General features: G+C 30.7%; 17 protein-coding genes. 13 read left to right on the top strand and 4 right to left on the bottom strand.

Annotated elements, in window-relative coordinates:
* Window positions 1-47: 47 nt before the first annotated feature.
* Window positions 48-1,187 (bottom strand): radical SAM/CxCxxxxC motif protein YfkAB, encoded by a 1,140-nt coding sequence (gene yfkAB / locus F1592_RS13005; protein ID WP_188294696.1) that lies wholly within the window; start codon window positions 1,185-1,187, stop codon window positions 48-50.
* A 153-nt stretch (window positions 1,188-1,340) separates the two neighbouring features.
* Between yfkAB and F1592_RS13000 the strand changes: the two genes are divergently transcribed.
* The 7 genes from F1592_RS13000 to F1592_RS12970 all read left to right on the top strand — a co-directional run bounded on the left by F1592_RS13000 (window position 1,341) and on the right by F1592_RS12970 (window position 6,857).
* Window positions 1,341-1,502, top strand: coding sequence for an SE1561 family protein (locus F1592_RS13000; RefSeq protein ID WP_011275386.1), 162 nt, complete (start codon window positions 1,341-1,343; stop codon window positions 1,500-1,502).
* A gap of 89 nt (window positions 1,503-1,591) precedes the next feature.
* Window positions 1,592-2,110 carry a type 1 glutamine amidotransferase domain-containing protein gene (locus F1592_RS12995; protein WP_016931358.1) on the top strand — a complete coding sequence of 173 codons (519 nt, stop codon included), beginning with the start codon at window positions 1,592-1,594 and terminating at the stop codon, window positions 2,108-2,110.
* Between the two features lie 290 nt (window positions 2,111-2,400).
* Window positions 2,401-3,213: a monofunctional peptidoglycan glycosyltransferase SgtB gene (sgtB, locus tag F1592_RS12990; RefSeq protein ID WP_053017416.1), complete on the top strand. Its 813-nt coding sequence runs from the start codon at window positions 2,401-2,403 to the stop codon at window positions 3,211-3,213.
* A 206-nt stretch (window positions 3,214-3,419) separates the two neighbouring features.
* Window positions 3,420-4,223, top strand: a complete 804-nt coding sequence (gene recX / locus F1592_RS12985) for a recombination regulator RecX (protein WP_037537945.1) — start codon at window positions 3,420-3,422, stop codon at window positions 4,221-4,223.
* Window positions 4,216-4,530: a YfhH family protein gene (locus tag F1592_RS12980; RefSeq protein WP_053017412.1), complete on the top strand. Its 315-nt coding sequence runs from the start codon at window positions 4,216-4,218 to the stop codon at window positions 4,528-4,530. Before recX ends, F1592_RS12980 begins: the two co-directional genes overlap by 8 nt.
* A gap of 15 nt (window positions 4,531-4,545) precedes the next feature.
* On the top strand, window positions 4,546-6,057 hold the full coding sequence (locus F1592_RS12975) for an ATP-binding cassette domain-containing protein (protein ID WP_107637336.1): 1,512 nt from the start codon (window positions 4,546-4,548) through the stop codon (window positions 6,055-6,057).
* An 8-nt stretch (window positions 6,058-6,065) separates the two neighbouring features.
* Window positions 6,066-6,857 (top strand): teichoic acid transporter, encoded by a 792-nt coding sequence (locus F1592_RS12970; protein ID WP_053017408.1) that lies wholly within the window; start codon window positions 6,066-6,068, stop codon window positions 6,855-6,857.
* Window positions 6,858-6,913: 56 nt separating this feature from the next.
* Here the strand turns inward: F1592_RS12970 and F1592_RS12965 are convergent, their stop codons facing one another.
* Window positions 6,914-7,891 carry a metal-dependent hydrolase gene (locus F1592_RS12965; RefSeq protein ID WP_149809732.1) on the bottom strand — a complete coding sequence of 326 codons (978 nt, stop codon included), beginning with the start codon at window positions 7,889-7,891 and terminating at the stop codon, window positions 6,914-6,916.
* A 143-nt stretch (window positions 7,892-8,034) separates the two neighbouring features.
* Between F1592_RS12965 and mutY the strand changes: the two genes are divergently transcribed.
* The 3 genes from mutY (at window position 8,035) to F1592_RS12950 (ending at window position 11,649) form a co-directional block, all read left to right on the top strand.
* Window positions 8,035-9,081 carry an A/G-specific adenine glycosylase gene (gene mutY / locus F1592_RS12960; RefSeq protein ID WP_053017406.1) on the top strand — a complete coding sequence of 349 codons (1,047 nt, stop codon included), beginning with the start codon at window positions 8,035-8,037 and terminating at the stop codon, window positions 9,079-9,081.
* 122 nt (window positions 9,082-9,203) lie between these two features.
* Entirely contained in the window at window positions 9,204-9,746 is a 543-nt protein-coding gene (gene ntdP, locus F1592_RS12955) for a nucleoside tri-diphosphate phosphatase (protein ID WP_011275396.1), read from the top strand.
* Window positions 9,747-9,912: 166 nt separating this feature from the next.
* Window positions 9,913-11,649: an ABC transporter ATP-binding protein gene (locus F1592_RS12950; protein WP_037537932.1), complete on the top strand. Its 1,737-nt coding sequence runs from the start codon at window positions 9,913-9,915 to the stop codon at window positions 11,647-11,649.
* 188 nt (window positions 11,650-11,837) lie between these two features.
* Here the strand turns inward: F1592_RS12950 and F1592_RS12945 are convergent, their stop codons facing one another.
* The gene (locus F1592_RS12945) at window positions 11,838-12,932 is read right to left on the bottom strand and encodes an FUSC family protein (RefSeq protein WP_011275398.1); all 1,095 of its coding nucleotides are present in this window, start codon (window positions 12,930-12,932) and stop codon (window positions 11,838-11,840) included.
* A gap of 153 nt (window positions 12,933-13,085) precedes the next feature.
* Entirely contained in the window at window positions 13,086-14,375 is a 1,290-nt protein-coding gene (locus tag F1592_RS12940) for a glutamate-1-semialdehyde 2,1-aminomutase (RefSeq protein WP_053017403.1), read from the bottom strand.
* 81 nt (window positions 14,376-14,456) lie between these two features.
* On the opposite strand from F1592_RS12940, the gene bcp reads away from it, so the two are divergent.
* The 3 genes from bcp to perR all read left to right on the top strand — a co-directional run bounded on the left by bcp (window position 14,457) and on the right by perR (window position 16,414).
* Complete coding sequence (gene bcp / locus F1592_RS12935; protein WP_037537928.1) at window positions 14,457-14,912, top strand: thioredoxin-dependent thiol peroxidase; 456 nt, start codon at window positions 14,457-14,459, stop codon at window positions 14,910-14,912.
* A gap of 5 nt (window positions 14,913-14,917) precedes the next feature.
* A complete protein-coding gene (locus F1592_RS12930; RefSeq protein ID WP_149809731.1) occupies window positions 14,918-15,868 on the top strand; it encodes an NAD(P)-dependent oxidoreductase in 951 nt (316 codons plus the stop codon).
* A 93-nt stretch (window positions 15,869-15,961) separates the two neighbouring features.
* A complete protein-coding gene (gene perR, locus F1592_RS12925; RefSeq protein ID WP_011275403.1) occupies window positions 15,962-16,414 on the top strand; it encodes a peroxide-responsive transcriptional repressor PerR in 453 nt (150 codons plus the stop codon).
* Window positions 16,415-16,936 lie beyond the last annotated feature (522 nt).

Genomic DNA, 16,936 nt, shown 5'->3' with positions numbered 1-16,936 from the left:
TACTTTATGTGGTGCTTAGTTTATAGATATATGTGAATTATTGATGCTTAACTAAAAATATTTTCTGTGTGCATTTCTATTTCTTTCTGTTTGAAATCAGTGTTTGGATAATACATGTTTTTCACTAATACATTAGGGCCTAAACAATGAAATGCCTCACAATGACAATTTAAAGATTTTGCTAAATCTGAAGTGAGCCATTTATTAAATACATCAGTCAATTTGTCTGTTTTTATATTTGAGATGGTACCATTTTCATCTCCAAAGTCTGTTACAATGACATCTCCGCTAAACACATTTACATTTAAGCGACTTCGTCCATCTGGATCATTTCGTGTTGTCACATTTTTTGAATCTCTTAAGCGTTGTAATAGTGCTTGATCATTTTCGTCATTAATACATGGATAGATAGGTAACGTACCAAACAGCATCCATACATTCTCATCTCGAATATCTAATAAATGATGAATTGCTTGTTTCATTTCTTTTAGAGAAAGCACATTTAATTGACTTGCGAAATCCGCTGGGTACATAGGATGAACTTCATGACGACTGCATTTCATATCATTAACGATTTCTTTATGAATTTTATCTAAGTAAGGTAAAGTACTCTGATTTAACATCGTTTCAGCTGAAACAAACATGCCTTGACTTGACAGGGTGCTCGCATTATCTAACATTTGTTCATATAATTTTAATTTTGCTTTTAAAGGTGGCTGTTTTTTCATGGCGCCAAAGCCAACATCAGTAAATTCTTGTATAGTTCCCCAATTATGTGAAATGTGCATAACATCTATGTATTCCGCGATATCTAAATAACGATCTTGAGGCAACGTTAAATTAGAATTCATTTGAACATAAATACCTCGATCTTTCGCGTATTTTAATAAGGGTATAACGATATTTTTAATTGATTTCTTTGAGAACATTGGTTCTCCGCCCGTGATTGACATTGTCCTTAATTGAGGTATTTCATCTAAACGACGATAAATAATATCCATAGGTAATGCATCCGGATCTTTTGTTTGTAATGTATAACCAACTGCACAATGGCTACATCTCATATTACATAGCGTTGTGGTTGTAAATTCTATATTACTCAACGTCAACTGTCCGTAGTCTTCAATATCGTTATAAGCTTCCCAAGGATCATTTGAAATTGAAATGGTTTTTTTCTGATTTGTCATCCACATATTTATTACTCCTAAACTAAAAAAATTCCTCTATTCGTTGCAAAAGTACAGTAAACATTATTAAGATTATATCCCTTTTTGTCAAATTCTGTTAGGATAAAATTAACGTATTGTTAAATAAACTCATATAAAAAAGGAGAAACATTTATGAATGAACAACAAACAATGGAACAAATTAAAACGAGATTATCAAAATTCTTAGAAGATATTGATCATGTTAATCCTGATGAAGTAAGTGTTGAAGACATTGATGAATGGATTGGCTTACTAGATCAATTAGAAGAAAAAGTAAAGCAAGTGTCTAACTAAATAATAGCCGTTTAAGTTCAACTATGTTTAATAGCCTTCTATTTCGTCTATATAATAAATATAATTCGAACAAGAAAGGTGATTAATACATGACTAAAAAAGTAGCAATTATCTTATCAAATGAATTTGAAGATATTGAATTAACTAGCCCTAAAGAAGCAATTGAAGAAGCTGGTTTTGAAACAGAAATCATTGGTGATACTGCAAATGCTGAAGTAGTAGGTAAGCATGGTGAAAAAGTTACTGTAGACGTAAGTATTGCTGATGCTAAACCAGAAGATTATGATGGACTTCTAATTCCAGGTGGATTCTCACCAGACCATCTTCGCGGAGATGCAGAAGGTCGATATGGTACGTTTGCTAAATACTTCACTAAAAATGATGTTCCAGCATTTGCAATTTGCCACGGACCTCAAATTTTAATTGATACTGATGATTTAAATGGTCGTACGCTAACAGCTGTACTTAATGTACGTAAAGATTTATCAAATGCTGGTGCAAACGTAGTAGACGAATCAGTTGTAGTTGATAAAAATATCGTAACTAGTCGTACACCAGATGACTTAGATGATTTTAACAGAGAAATTGTTAAACAACTTCAAGCATAAATCTTGTTGATGTAAAGCTTGAATATTATTCGATATAATCTTATAAGTCAATTTTATAAATTCGCAATATTTAATGAACTGAGGAGAGACTTTAATATGTCTTTTCTCGGTTCTTTTTTGCTTTCAAAAATTTAGTTATAGTAATTTAATGACTTAACTTCAGATATTGGTCTCATAGTCATATATTCTCATACACCCCGGGACCGATTTTTCGCTTTAAGTATGGCTTATTATAAGAACTACTGTTAAACTCTCAAATATAGAGTGAGTTTAAGTAAAGGAGCTACCGCATGAAAAGAAGCCAAAGAATGAACAACTCGCCTGAGAGACATTCACAATACCGTAATGAACCACATTACAATACGTATTATCAACCTGTAGGTAAACCACCTAAAAAGAAAAAGAGTAAACGCATATTTTTACGTCTGTTTATTATATTTATCATCATATTTGCATTGTTTATAGGATTAATGTATTACTTATCTTCTAGAGCAAATGTTGATGACCTTAAAACTATTGAAAATAAAAGCAGTTATGTATCTGCAGATAATATGCCTGATTATGTAAAAGGTGCATTTATTTCAATGGAAGATGAACGTTTTTATAAACACCACGGTTTTGATGTAAAAGGTACAACACGAGCATTGTTTTCAACGATAGGGGATAGAGATGTTCAAGGTGGAAGTACAATTACGCAACAAACTGTGAAAAATTATTATTATGATAATGAACGTTCTTTCACTAGAAAATTAAAAGAATTGTTTGTAGCACATAAAGTAGAACAACAATATAGTAAAAATGAAATATTGAGTTTTTATTTAAATAACATTTATTACGGTAGCGATCAATATACAATCGAAAGTGCCGCCAATTACTATTTTGGTACTACAGTAAATAAAAATAGTGATAGTATGTCTCAAATTACAGTATTACAAAGTGCGATATTAGCTAGTAAGGTCAATGCACCTAGTGTTTATGATATAAGTAATATGTCTGATAACTTTAAAAATAGAATTAAAACAAACCTTGAAAAAATGAAACAACAAGAATATATATCTGATAGCCAATATCAAGAGGCATTAAGTCAACTAAATAACTATTGATTTGTTTTGCATGCGTATGTACAAATTTCGTAATTATAATTTAGTCTTCATAAAGTAGTCATAATATAAATGAACTTTATGAGGACTTTTTATATAGGTAAAACATTTTGTGTAATGCGATAAGTGATTTAAAATAATAATTGTTAGAATATTTTAAACTGAATGAGTTAATAGAGGACATATTTATAAGTGAAGGTGGTGGGTGTATGACTAAAATTACGAAAATAGAAGTACAAAAGAATAACAAAGAACGATTTAATCTATTCTTGGATGAAGTATTTGAAATGGGAATAGATATCGATACACTTGTAAAGTTCAATTTAAAAAAAGGTCAAATTCTTGAGCCATCAGATATGGAGAATATTCAAAAGTATGAGCATTATCGTTTAGGTATTAATATGGCAATTCAATACTTATCATATAAAAAAAGAACTGAAAAAGAAGTGCGACAACATTTGCAACAAAATGAAATAAGTGACATAGCAATCCAACAAGTTATAGATTATTGTTACAAAGAATCGTATATTAACCATGAAGATTATGCTGAAAGTTTAAAGAATACGATGATAAACACTACTGACAAAGGTCCTGAAATTTATAGACAGAAATTATATCAAGTTGGAATTGAACCTAATATTATAAATACATATGTTCCGATTTACGAAGAAGAGCAATCATTTGAAGCAGTTATTGAGGTTGCTAAAAAAATTATGAAAACAAAAAAAGGCCCTGAAATTAAAATACGTCAGAAGGTACTTCAAAGTCTGATACAAAAAGGATATTCTATGGATGTTGCACAACAAGCAATAGCTGAATTAAATTTTGAACAAGATGAAAATATATTAGATGATTTATTGCAAAAAGATCTTGAAAAAGTATATACAAAACAAAGACGTAAGTATGACGGACAACAATTAGTAATGAAGACGATAGAGTCACTTATGAGAAAAGGATATAAATATGATAAAATTAAATCAAAATTAGAAGAAAGTGGTATTTCAGATGAATGATAAAAAGCTAAGTGAAATGTCTGAGCAAGAATTAAGACATGAAATACAAACATATAAAGAAAAAATGCGTAAAGCTGAAATGAATGGCATCATGAATGAGTACGATGTATATCAAAGTAAAGTCATCATTGCTGAAAGTTACTTAGTCGATCGTACTAAGGTAGTGCTTGGTAGAATGTATAAACTTAATGATGGAAGCGACCAATACTTCAAAGTCGAACGATTAAAGGGTGTATTTGCATGGGGATATAGAATTAATAGTAAGACACCTGAAGAAGGATTGCCACTCGCTTTATTAAAAATTTAGAAGGATGTAACATGAATGGGAAGTTCAATAGTCTTAAAAATGCTCAATGTCACGCATTATTATAGAAGTAAGAAAAATAGAAAGTGGTATTTACCATTTGGTTATGCCGCAGAAGACATAGAATTAAACAATATTTCACTACATATATATCAAGGTGAGGCTTTAGCTATTATTGGCGAGCCGGGGGCTTCTAAAACTTTATTAGGTAGGATAATGGCTGGTGACATTAAACCTGATAGAGGTAAAATTAATAAATCGGTCTCTACTTATTATGGTGATATAAAAGACAAACATTTAATACATATAACAGTGCGACAATATGTAAAAGAAATTCAAAGATTATTTTCTTACGAAACAACATCACACAGTGTTGATCAAATTATCAAATTTGCACATTTAGATGATAAGTCTACGTTTAATATAAATATGCTTAGTCACTCTGATTTTGCACAATTAATATTAAGCATTGCACGTGTATGTCGAAAAGAATTGATTATTTTGAACCATATCATTGAACATCTTGATGAAGACTTTTTAGAAAAAGCAAAACAATTATCGAAAGACTATGTTAACGATAATAATTCGTTAGTATTCATCGATAATGATATTGAAAAAGTTGAAAAAGTAAGTAATTATGTAGCATGGATTTCACATGGGCAAGTGAGGATGGAAGGTTCACTAAATCAAGTTTTACCTGTGTTTAAAGAACATGAGCAAGATCGAATGAGTATAGGAAATGATGAAGAACAGCAAAATTTTGATTTAGATTGGAAAGAAAGTCGTAGTCGACTCCCTGAAATGAGTTATAACTTTAAAAGAGTAGAAAGATATAGACATGCGAAAGTTCCTGATTTTGTCGTGAGGTTTTGGACAATTTTGATTGCAAGCTTGATTTGTTTGGCCATCGTTGGAGCATTAGTCATTAACAACATTGGGCGCTTTGATGTTCCTATAATTGAAGCTCAAAAGAAAGTTGAAAATAAAGACCCATTTGAGGAAAAATTGGCATATGGAATCGTATTAGACGACTCGATAACGTTAAATGGTGATTCTAATACAAAAGTTCCTAAATACGCATTTTTAACAATAACAGGTGAAAATTCAAAAAAATATCGTGTTAATATCGATAATCAAGATTATGTTGTAGAAAAACATAAACTACAATATTTTAACCCAGCAGCTTTATATGAGTCGCATTCATTTAAAAAATTATCTCCATATATGAAATCAAATTATAGTAATTTTGTAGATTATTATAATAGCCATTTACATAAAAAACATGATCAAGTTAAAAAAACACTTGTTCCCGATAAGGATTCTAGATATGTTGTAGGAGTAACGCAACAACCAGTAGAAATGTTATTTAATGATCAAGATAAATTAACAGGATTTGTTTTTCCAATAATTAATAAAGATGAACTTACAGATAAATATCATATTAATCAAGATTTATGGATAGTTAAGTCAGGTGATGGATATTTAATCGCAGATATGAAAAATAGTAAGTGGATATACATTGAATTGTAGGTGTAAAAATGATAGATAACATTTTATTATATATAAAACTTTTCCCATCACTAATAAAGTTTACTAAGCAACGTATAATAGATACTTGGAAATGGTTTGCATTTCTCTTCATTGTTGAACTTGTCTTAGTATTAATAGCACTAATTACGCTGTCGTTTATCGAGATTGAAGATATTAGTAAAGCTAGGTGGTTATATAGAATTGTTGCTATGATTACATTTGCTACAATGTTTGCGACAATTTTTAAATCTTTTAAAGAGTATAGTCAAGATTATTTAATAACTAAGTCGTTCCAATCAACACCATTGATAACTACTGTTGCGAACGCACTTATCGGAAGTTCTATTTGTTGTATATTATCAATTATTACTTTATTGTTTAAACCAGTGAATTTCGATGCATCTTTCATTGCATTTATTGTATTTTATATAATGATGATTCTATTTATAATATTCATATCTGTTACTTTAGGATTGTTAGATACTATATATAAAAATATGAGTATGATATTCTGGTTAGCTGTAGTTATAAACTTTTTTATAGTACCTATTATTTTTATTCCTTCTGCAAATGAGAATTTAATGATTCAATTGTTAAAGTTAAATCCTCTGTTTTATTTAATTGATGGATTAGCGACTTCTACGATTTATGGCGTAGTGAATATGTATAATATTTCATATCATATCTATTTCATTTTAATAATAGTAACGATTGGAGCAATTAATTTTATGCTTATGAGATATGTAGCACATTCAAAATATAAATATTCCTCTAATATAATTGCGACAAAAAATAAATAAAAGAGTGAATCAGAATCATAGTGTAGTTTATGGTTCTGGTTCACTCTTTTTAAAAATTATTTAGAATATAATTTTTTTTGTAATTTTTCTTCAGTGAAAACCCATCCTATATATGAGTGATCTATATTGTTATCATTATCGACATGTGCTATTGCAGCAAAACTATAATGCCCTTTATTTAAATAGCGTAAATCTATTAGACGAACTTCTGTAGTGTCGTCATCCAGCTTACGAGTTTGCCATCGATAAATTGATGAGAAGTTCAAAAATGTTCTAATGTCTTTATTACTTTTAATCTGCCAGAGTAGAGTGTCTGGAGAAAATTTCTGTCGTTTAACTTTATCACTAAAGACAACATTTCGACCAAATGCTCTTCCAACATAATCATGTTCTTCAGTTTGAATAGCAACGCGCCATTCCATGAATTTCATCGTAGGTGCCACAAATATTTTAACAGGATTATGCTGTGCTTTAATCTGGCTTAATGCTTGCTTTTTAATGATACTCTGCATTTTGAAACGAATAATATAATAAATGATGAGTATACCAATAATTGGAAAGAATACTATGAATGGATGTACACCGAATAACCAAACGACAATCCCTACACAAAGTATAATAAATATGATTGGATCGAATGTATTAATAACACTTAATTGAATCCACTTGTTTGTGAGTGGACGCAAAGCTTGAGTACCATAAGAATTAAATATATCAACAAACACATGTAAAAACACTGCTAACTGTGCCCATAACCATATATGCGTTGTATCTACTCCTGGGAATAAAACATAAATAATAAATGTGATCAGTATAGGCCACAAAATTGTAAATGGTATAGAATGAGTGATACCACGATGGTGTGAAATATATGTGGCGTTATTTTTCAATTTTAAAACGGTGTCACCATCTGGAATTAACGATCCGGCAATTAAGGTTGTAGCAGTAGCTGCCATAGTATTTGCCATAGCTGAATCTTGACTAGCTAGAGCAGTTAATCCAACACCTATTGCTATATGCGTGGCTGTATCCATAACGTTCACTCTTTTCATGTTAATTTAATATATATTATAATCTAAAAATTGAAATAACGAAATTAAGAAACTTATTAAAATACTATTAGTTTGCTATAAACCGATTAGATGAAATAAATAATGAGATTGGAAAGGATTTAAGTATGTTAAATGAAACTACATTTAAAAAGAATTTAATACAGTGGTTTAATGAAAATCAAAGAGAAATGCCTTGGCGTGAGACTTCTAATCCATATTATATTTGGTTAAGTGAGGTTATGCTTCAACAAACACAAGTTAAAACCGTTATTGACTACTATCATAAGTTTATTAGCCGTTTTCCGACTATAGAAGACTTGAGTCAGGCAAATGAAGATGAAGTGCTTAAATATTGGGAAGGTTTAGGTTATTATAGCCGTGCACGTAACTTTCATACTGCTGTAAAAGAAGTGGCATCTGAATACAATGGCGTCGTTCCTTCAACACCAGATCAATTTGGAAAACTTAAAGGCGTTGGTCCATATACACAAGCAGCTGTATTGAGTATAGCGTTTAATAAACCTTTAGCAACCGTTGATGGTAATGTCTTTCGAGTATGGTCTAGATTAAATAATGATCAACGAGATATTAAATTGCAATCAACACGAAAGGCATATGAAAAAGAATTACAGCCCTATGTTTATCATCATTCTGGTACTTTCAATCAAGCAATGATGGAATTAGGCGCATTAGTTTGCACACCGAAGAATCCGTTGTGCTTATTCTGTCCTGTTCAAGACAATTGCAGTGCTTTCAAAGAAGGAACTGTGCTAGATTTACCAGTAAAAACTAAAAACATAAAGAAGAAAACGATTCAGCTACATGTGTTTTTAGTTAGAAATGCAAAAGGGGAATATTTAATTGAGCAACGACAAGAGCGATTGTTAAATGGTATGTGGCAATTTCCTATGTTTGAAGCACCAAATGCATTGGAACAATTAGAGAATAAATTAGGAATGTCACTATCGATAGCTGAGGAAATAGTGTTTAAGCTAAAACATCAATTCACTCATATGACTTGGGATATTAGAGTATATAGTGTAATTGAGACAGTATCTCTTTCTAAAAAAATGATGGAAGACTATAAACTTGAGTGGATGAATTTAAATCGCCGTGATGAATATACATTACCTGTATCAATGGATAAAATATATAAATATATAAATGGTTAAAAACATCAATTTATGGGTAATTTTTGGAGGCTATATTAAAAATAGTAACGCATCTTTAAAGACTTAATTAAAATTATGATATAATCTAAAGTGCGAAAATTACTAAAAGGGTGGTGTGGAGTATGGTAAAAGAATCCATACCTAAAGAAGGCGAAAATATAAAAATTCAAAGTTACAAACACGATGGTAATATTCATAGAGTATGGTCTGAAACGACGATTTTAAAAGGAACAGATCATGTTATTATCGGTGGAAATGATCATACTTTAGTTACTGAAAGTGATGGTCGCACGTGGATTACTCGAGAACCGGCAATCGTTTATTTTCACTCTGAATTCTGGTTTAACGTTATTTGTATGTTTAGAGAAGATGGCATTTATTACTATTGTAATCTTTCATCACCATTCGTTTGTGATGAAGAAGCTTTGAAATATATCGATTATGATTTAGACATTAAAGTTTATCCTAATGGTAAATATCATTTGCTAGATGAAGATGAGTATGAACAACATATGAATCAGATGAATTATCCACACGATATCGATGTTATTTTACGCCGTAATGTAGATATTTTACAGCAGTGGATAGAACAAAAGAAAGGTCCGTTCGCCCCTGATTTTATAAAAGTTTGGAAAGAGCGTTACAAAAAAATTCGAAATTACTAAGCATAAAAGATGTAATTGCTACATATATGTTTTATAGTACTTGAGTAATAATAAGCAGAGGTTGAATTTACTTAAAGTTGCAAAAGGAGATTGCTTGCAATTGAAAGTTTCAACCTCTATTAATTTTCTAAAAAAAATTGAATTGAAAATTATAGGGGGGACTAGTATGATACGACGCTATTTAGAATTTGTTAAACCTTACAAATATCGTATAATAGCGACGATAATTATAGGGATTATAAAATTCGGCATTCCTATGTTAATTCCTTTACTTATCAAATATGCAATTGATGGCGTTATTAATAATAGTGCACTTTCTACGAATGAAAAATTTCAACATCTAAGTGTAGCTATCGGCATAGCTTTATTTATATTCTTAATTGTGAGACCACCAATCGAATACTTACGTCAATATCTTGCACAATGGACGAGTAACAAGATTTTATACGATATTCGAAAACAATTATATAATCATTTGCAAGCTTTAAGTGCTAGATTTTATGCGAACAATCAGGTAGGGCAAGTTATTTCAAGAGTGATAAATGATGTAGAACAAACTAAAGATTTTATTTTAACCGGTTTAATGAACATTTGGTTAGATTGTATAACAATTGTCATAGCACTATCTATCATGTTTTTCCTAGATGTTAAGTTAACTTTCGCAGCTATATTCATCTTTCCATTCTATATTTTGACAGTGTATTTCTTCTTCGGTCGTTTAAGAAAATTAACTCGTAAACGTTCGCAAGCTTTAGCTGAAGTACAGGGCTTTTTACATGAACGTGTACAAGGTATGTCTGTAATTAAAAGTTTTGCGATAGAAGATAATGAAGCTAAAAACTTTGATCATAAAAACCAACATTTCTTAAATCGAGCATTTCAACATACGTCATGGAATGCCTACTCATTTGCAGCAATTAATACTGTGACAGATTTAGGACCAATTATCGTCATTGGCTTCGGTGCCTATTTAGCCATTAATGGTTCAATCACTGTTGGTACACTTGCTGCATTTGTAGGATACTTGGAACAATTATTCGGACCACTGAGAAGATTGGTTTCTTCCTTTACGACACTAACTCAAAGTTTTGCATCAATGGATAGGGTATTCCAATTGATGGATGAAGATTACGATATAAAAAATGGTATTGGCGCTCAACCTATTGAAATTAAACAAGGGCATATTGAGTTGAAGAATGTAAGTTTTAAATACAATGAAGATGAATCAACTATACTAAAAGATATAAATCTTAATATTAATAAAGGGGATACTGTAGCTTTTGTTGGTATGAGTGGTGGTGGTAAGTCAACCTTAATTAACTTGATACCTCGCTTCTATGATGTGTCTGAAGGTGAAATATTAATTGATGATCATAATGTTAAAGACTTTCTTACTGGTAGCTTAAGAAATCAAATTGGTCTAGTCCAACAAGATAATATTCTTTTCTCAGATACAGTGAGAGAAAATATCTTACTAGGTCGCCCAGATGCTACTGAGGAAGAAGTTATTGAAGCGGCTAAAATGGCAAACGCGCATGAATTTATAATGAATCTTCATGATGGCTATGATACCGAAGTAGGGGAGCGAGGCGTTAAATTATCTGGTGGTCAAAAACAACGTCTTTCAATTGCAAGAATCTTTTTAAATAATCCACCAATTTTAATTTTAGATGAAGCCACATCAGCATTAGATTTAGAAAGTGAAGCAATTATACAGGAAGCATTAGATGTATTAAGTAAAGACAGAACTACACTCATTGTTGCACATAGACTATCAACAATTACACATGCAGATAAAATAATTGTAATGCAAAATGGTGAAATAGTAGAAACAGGAACGCATAAAGAGTTGATTGAAAAACAAGGTGCTTATGAGCATTTATATAGCATACAAAATTTATAGTAAAAAAATGAGCCTGTGGCATAATTCAATGCCTCAGGCTTCAAATATATATTGGCAGTAGTTGACTAGCTAAAAATGCACATGTAACAATCCTTTTTAATTCTAGTCAACCTTGCCGGAGTGGTCGGGGGTCAGCAAAGAGAATTTCATAAAGAAAATTTTACAAGCTTCGTAACCCCATTTTTTTGTTATAAATCAAAATCCTCATCAGCAATATCTATATCAGTGTCATTGCGGTGATAAGTGAAGAAGCTTAATCTTAATCGATCTAAATGTTCTAAATAATAACGATATTCTTCTATTGTAGCAATAATTTGCATGATATTTGAATATGAATATTCTACTTGATAAGGGTTTTGAATTAACTGTTGTTGAAAAGCATCCATTAGGTCTTTCTTTTGAGGATTCATGATTTGATTATCAAAATGTTCCACATTGTAACGAGCTTTTTTCGACAAGCTTTTTAAAATTTGTTCGTGGTAGGCTGTTAATGAATCTAATTCTAATTTAATCTGGAAAATTAAATTGTAATTTAGATTATGAAGATCATTCTGATATCTAGCCATACGATTTAGTACTTCATAAGCTTGTCTTGTAGTGCCTACAACTTCTTTAAATAAAATTTTCTTTCTATTTTGTTGGAAGGCAGCCTTTCTAGTTAATGCTTTTTCTTCATTATAGTAATTAAAAATCTGTTCAAGTTTTGATATACGTGATTCAATTTGTTCTCCATCTTCTTTTATCTGATGATAATCGGATGCGTCATTTAATACGAGTTTAAACCAAATGAAAATATCAGAAGCAATATTCACTGAGTTGTGATATATCTTAGTTTCAAATTTGGGTGGTAAAAATATTAAGTTAACTACAGAAGCGCTGACAACACCAATCATTACTAGTATAAATCTAAATGCAGCAGTGACATAGAATGACCCAGTATGTTGTCCCATTATAATAAGCGCTGTTACGCCAGCTAATGTAGCAACGTGAGCTAAATTTAATTTATATAAGATAGCAATTAATAGAATGACAGTAACACCCATAATAACGATATTTTTCCCAAATATTGTTACCATTATGACTGCTAATAAAGCACCAATGACATTACCTGTAGCTTGTTCTGAAATAGTTTTAATAGAACGGTAGATATTAGGTTGCATAGCAACAATCGCACTAATTCCTGCTACAGATTTTAAACCGACATTATCAGGTAAGAAAGACGCTATAAACAAAGCAAGAATAATTGCAATACCAGTCTTAAGTATACGAGCTCCTAGCCTCAACTATAACGCTCCTTTAAATATATTTTTATAATAATATTTTAAACTAGTATACACTTGAAGACTAAATAGATACAAGTTTTTGTTTTGATTAAAAAAACCTACAATAAGGGCAACGTTATAATTTACGTTCCTTTATTGTAGGTTATAAATTTGCTATTTCATTTGGCTAAACGCATAATCAGCAGCTTTGAGTGTTTCATCAATGTCTTCTTCAGTATGCTCTGTAGTTAAGAACCATGCTTCAAATTTTGATGGAGCTAAATTAATACCTTGGTTCAACATTAATTTAAAGAACTTAGCAAATGCTTCTCCATCTGAATTCTCAACTTGCTCATAATGTGTGATTTTTTCATCTGTGAAGTAAAGTGTTAAAGAGCCATATACTCTATTAATAGTTGCTGTAATATTATATTTATCAATTAGCTCTAATAGACCATCTTCAAGTCGTTTTCCTAATTGATCTAATCTTTCATAAACACCTTTTTGTTCTAGTACTTCTAGTAATGCGATACCTGCTCTCATAGAAAGTGGATTACCTGCCATCGTTCCAGCTTGGTAAGCCGGACCTAATGGGGCAACGTGTTCCATGATATCTTGTCGGCCACCATAGCCACCAATTGGAAGGCCACCCCCAATTATTTTTCCGAATGCAGTTAAGTCTGGATATACATTTAATAGATCTTGGGCTGCACCATAATGGAAGCGAAATGCAGTAATAACTTCATCATAAATCACCAATGCACCATAATCGTGAGTAATTTCATTAACTTTTTCCAAGAAACCTGGTTGTGGTTCAACCATACCAAAATTACCAACAATTGGCTCAACTAGCACAGCAGCTACTTCGTCTCCCCAATGTTTCATAGCTTCTTTATATGATTCAATATCATTAAACGGTACTGTAATTACTTCTTTAGCGACACTTTCTGGAACACCTGCAGAGTCAGGAGATCCTAATTGTGATGGACCACTACCAGCAGCTACTAATACTAAGTCAGAATGACCGTGATAGGAGCCTGCAAATTTAATAATTTTATTTCTCTTTGTATAAGCTCTCGCAACACGAATCGTTGTCATAACTGCTTCAGTTCCAGAGTTTACGAATCGTATTTTTTCTAGTGACGGAATAGCTTCTCGTAATTTTTTACTAAATTCAATTTCTAATTCTGTTGGCGTGCCATAGAGTACACCTTTAGCTGCTTGATCTTGAATAGCTTTAGTTATATGAGGATGAGCATGACCTGTGATAATAGGACCATATGCTTGTAAATAATCAATAAATTTATTGCCATCAACATCATACAAGTATGCGCCGTGTCCTTCGCGCATTACAACAGGAGCACCTCCACCAACCGCTTTATAAGAGCGTGATGGTGAATTAACGCCACCCAAAATATATTCATTTGACAATTGTTGTAGACGTTCACTCTCAGTGAATTTCATCTTATTTCAACCTCTCTTATTTTAATATTATTCCTTACTATCGTATCATATAATTAATATAATTAAGAAATAGGTGATATAATGCTCAAAAAAGGTCAAAAATTTCCAAATTTTAAATTAGAAAATCAGAATGGTGAATGGATTACCAATGAGACAATAAAAGGAAGTAAAACAATTATTTATTTTTATCCACGTGATAATACTCCAACTTGTACAACAGAAGCATGTGACTTTAGAGACAACTTAGAACAATTTAATGGCTTGAATGTTCAAATATATGGGGTCAGTGGTGATACTAAGAAAAAACATCAAAATTTTATTGCAAAACATAATCTTAATTTTGATTTATTAGTTGATGAAGATTTTCAATTATCTAAAGCAATAGGTGTCTATCAATTGAAAAAATCATTTGGTAAAGAATCTATGGGTATTGTTCGCACAACATTTATTATTGATGAGGATGGCGTTATCATCGATGTCATTGAAAAGGTTAAAGTAAAAACACAAATTGAAGAACTAAATCAAATTTTGGGGTGAAATCAATGAAAATAGTTAGTTTAAAGCGATTAGGAGAAATAGAAACTTCACTTATAAACAACTACCCTGATTTAGAATTTTACTTTTTCAAGAATGCAGTAGATATACCGACAGAACTTAAAGATGAATTAGAGATATTGATTGGCTATGATAGTGGCGTTGATAAGAACTTTATTAATGCTTGTCCAAACTTAAAATGGATCTCCTGGTATGCTACAAGTGTTAATAATCTACCATTAGATGTTATTAAAGAAAGAAATATTATTTTAACTAATACTAGGGGAATACAGGCTAAACAAGTTTCAGAATTTGTTTTATCCTTCATACTTGATGACTATAAGAAAATGCGTACATCATATGTTAATCAAGTAAATAAAGTTTATGATTCTAAACTAACTGGTAAACGATTGAGCGATGAAAAAGTATTAATACTAGGAACAGGATCGTTAGCTCAACAAACCGTCAAATTACTCAAACCGTTTGAATTGGAAATAATCGGTATAAGTAAATCCGGTCATCATAAAGATGGTTTCGATAATATTTATACAATAGAAGATTTAGAATCACATTTAAATAAAGCTGATATTATTATTAATACATTACCTGAAACTCAAGAAACATATCATTTATTGTCAGAGAGACATTTCAAAATTATGAATGATAAATGTTTATTTATTAATGTAGGTAGAGGAACAATTATTGAGGAGAAAATACTCATAAAAGTATTAAGTCATAACTTAATTCGCCATGCATATTTAGATGTATTTGAAAATGAACCATTAGATGCAAACAATGAATTATATAAATTAGATAATGTGACGATTACAGCACATATAACAGGAAATGACAAAAATATAAAAAGTGATGCTACAAAACTATTTGAGAGGAATTTGGATGATTTTCTCAATAAAAATGATGTAATTGAGAATAGAGTCGATTTATATAAAGGTTATTAATGGAAATCGTTCGTACTTATTGACATCACACTTTCGAAACGGTTATATTAATATCAAGTAATAATTATTATTAAGTAGAAAGTGGTGAATCAAATGAGTGCAGAATTAGAGTCTATTGATCATGAGTTAGAAGAGTCAATTGCAGCCCTAAGAAGAGCTGGTGTAAGAATCACACCACAACGTCAAGCCATCATTCGTTATCTCATTGCATCTCATTCACATCCAACTGCGGATGAAATTTATCAAGCACTTTCACCTGATTTTCCAAATATTAGTGTTGCGACTATATATAATAATTTAAGAGTGTTTAAAAGTATTGGCATAGTTAAAGAGTTAACATATGGAGATGCATCAAGTCGATTTGATTTTAATACTCATAATCATTATCACGTTATCTGTGAGAAATGTGGCAAGATTGTAGACTTTCATTATCCTCAACTTGATGAAGTTGAACAACTTGCACAGCACATCACAGAGTTCGACGTAACACATCACCGTATGGAAATATATGGTATTTGTAAAGAATGCAAAGATAAAGAAGAATAGTAGAATAGAAGTAATAGAAGCAATGGTACTAAACCATTGCTTTTTTTATTAAAACTAGCTATAAGCGATAAATAAACACACCTTAAATGATTTATTAAGCGCGAAAATCATATATACTAGTATTTATAATAAATCCATCGACAAAATAATGCTAAAAATTATGTAAATTATACTCTTAATTCAAAACAATACATTAGAGGTGAAAATTTAGCCATTATTATGATACAAAAATGATTGACGTTCCTTTGCAAACTTGCTATTATATAAAAGTCGTCAAAAACGAATGTAAACTTTCTTGTTTCAGAAATTAATTTCATTAAATTAATGTTAAGAAAGTGTAATTTTGACTATTGAAAAACTTTGCAAGACAATATAAGATATTATTTGTTGAAATAATCAATTAAGTTTTGAACAGAAGAATTTTTGAATAAAATAAAATTTAAAAAAAGTTCTTGATATAATATAAAGATTATTGATATAATTAATAAATGTAATTGCTTTAAATGAACATTGAAAACTGAA

Origin of the sequence: Staphylococcus sp. GDX7P312P (assembly GCF_008385775.1) — a bacterium.
GTDB classification, from domain to species: domain Bacteria; phylum Bacillota; class Bacilli; order Staphylococcales; family Staphylococcaceae; genus Staphylococcus; species Staphylococcus haemolyticus.
The sequence above is the reverse complement of the archived record's forward strand: the minus strand, read 5'-3'. Positions and strand labels throughout refer to the sequence as shown.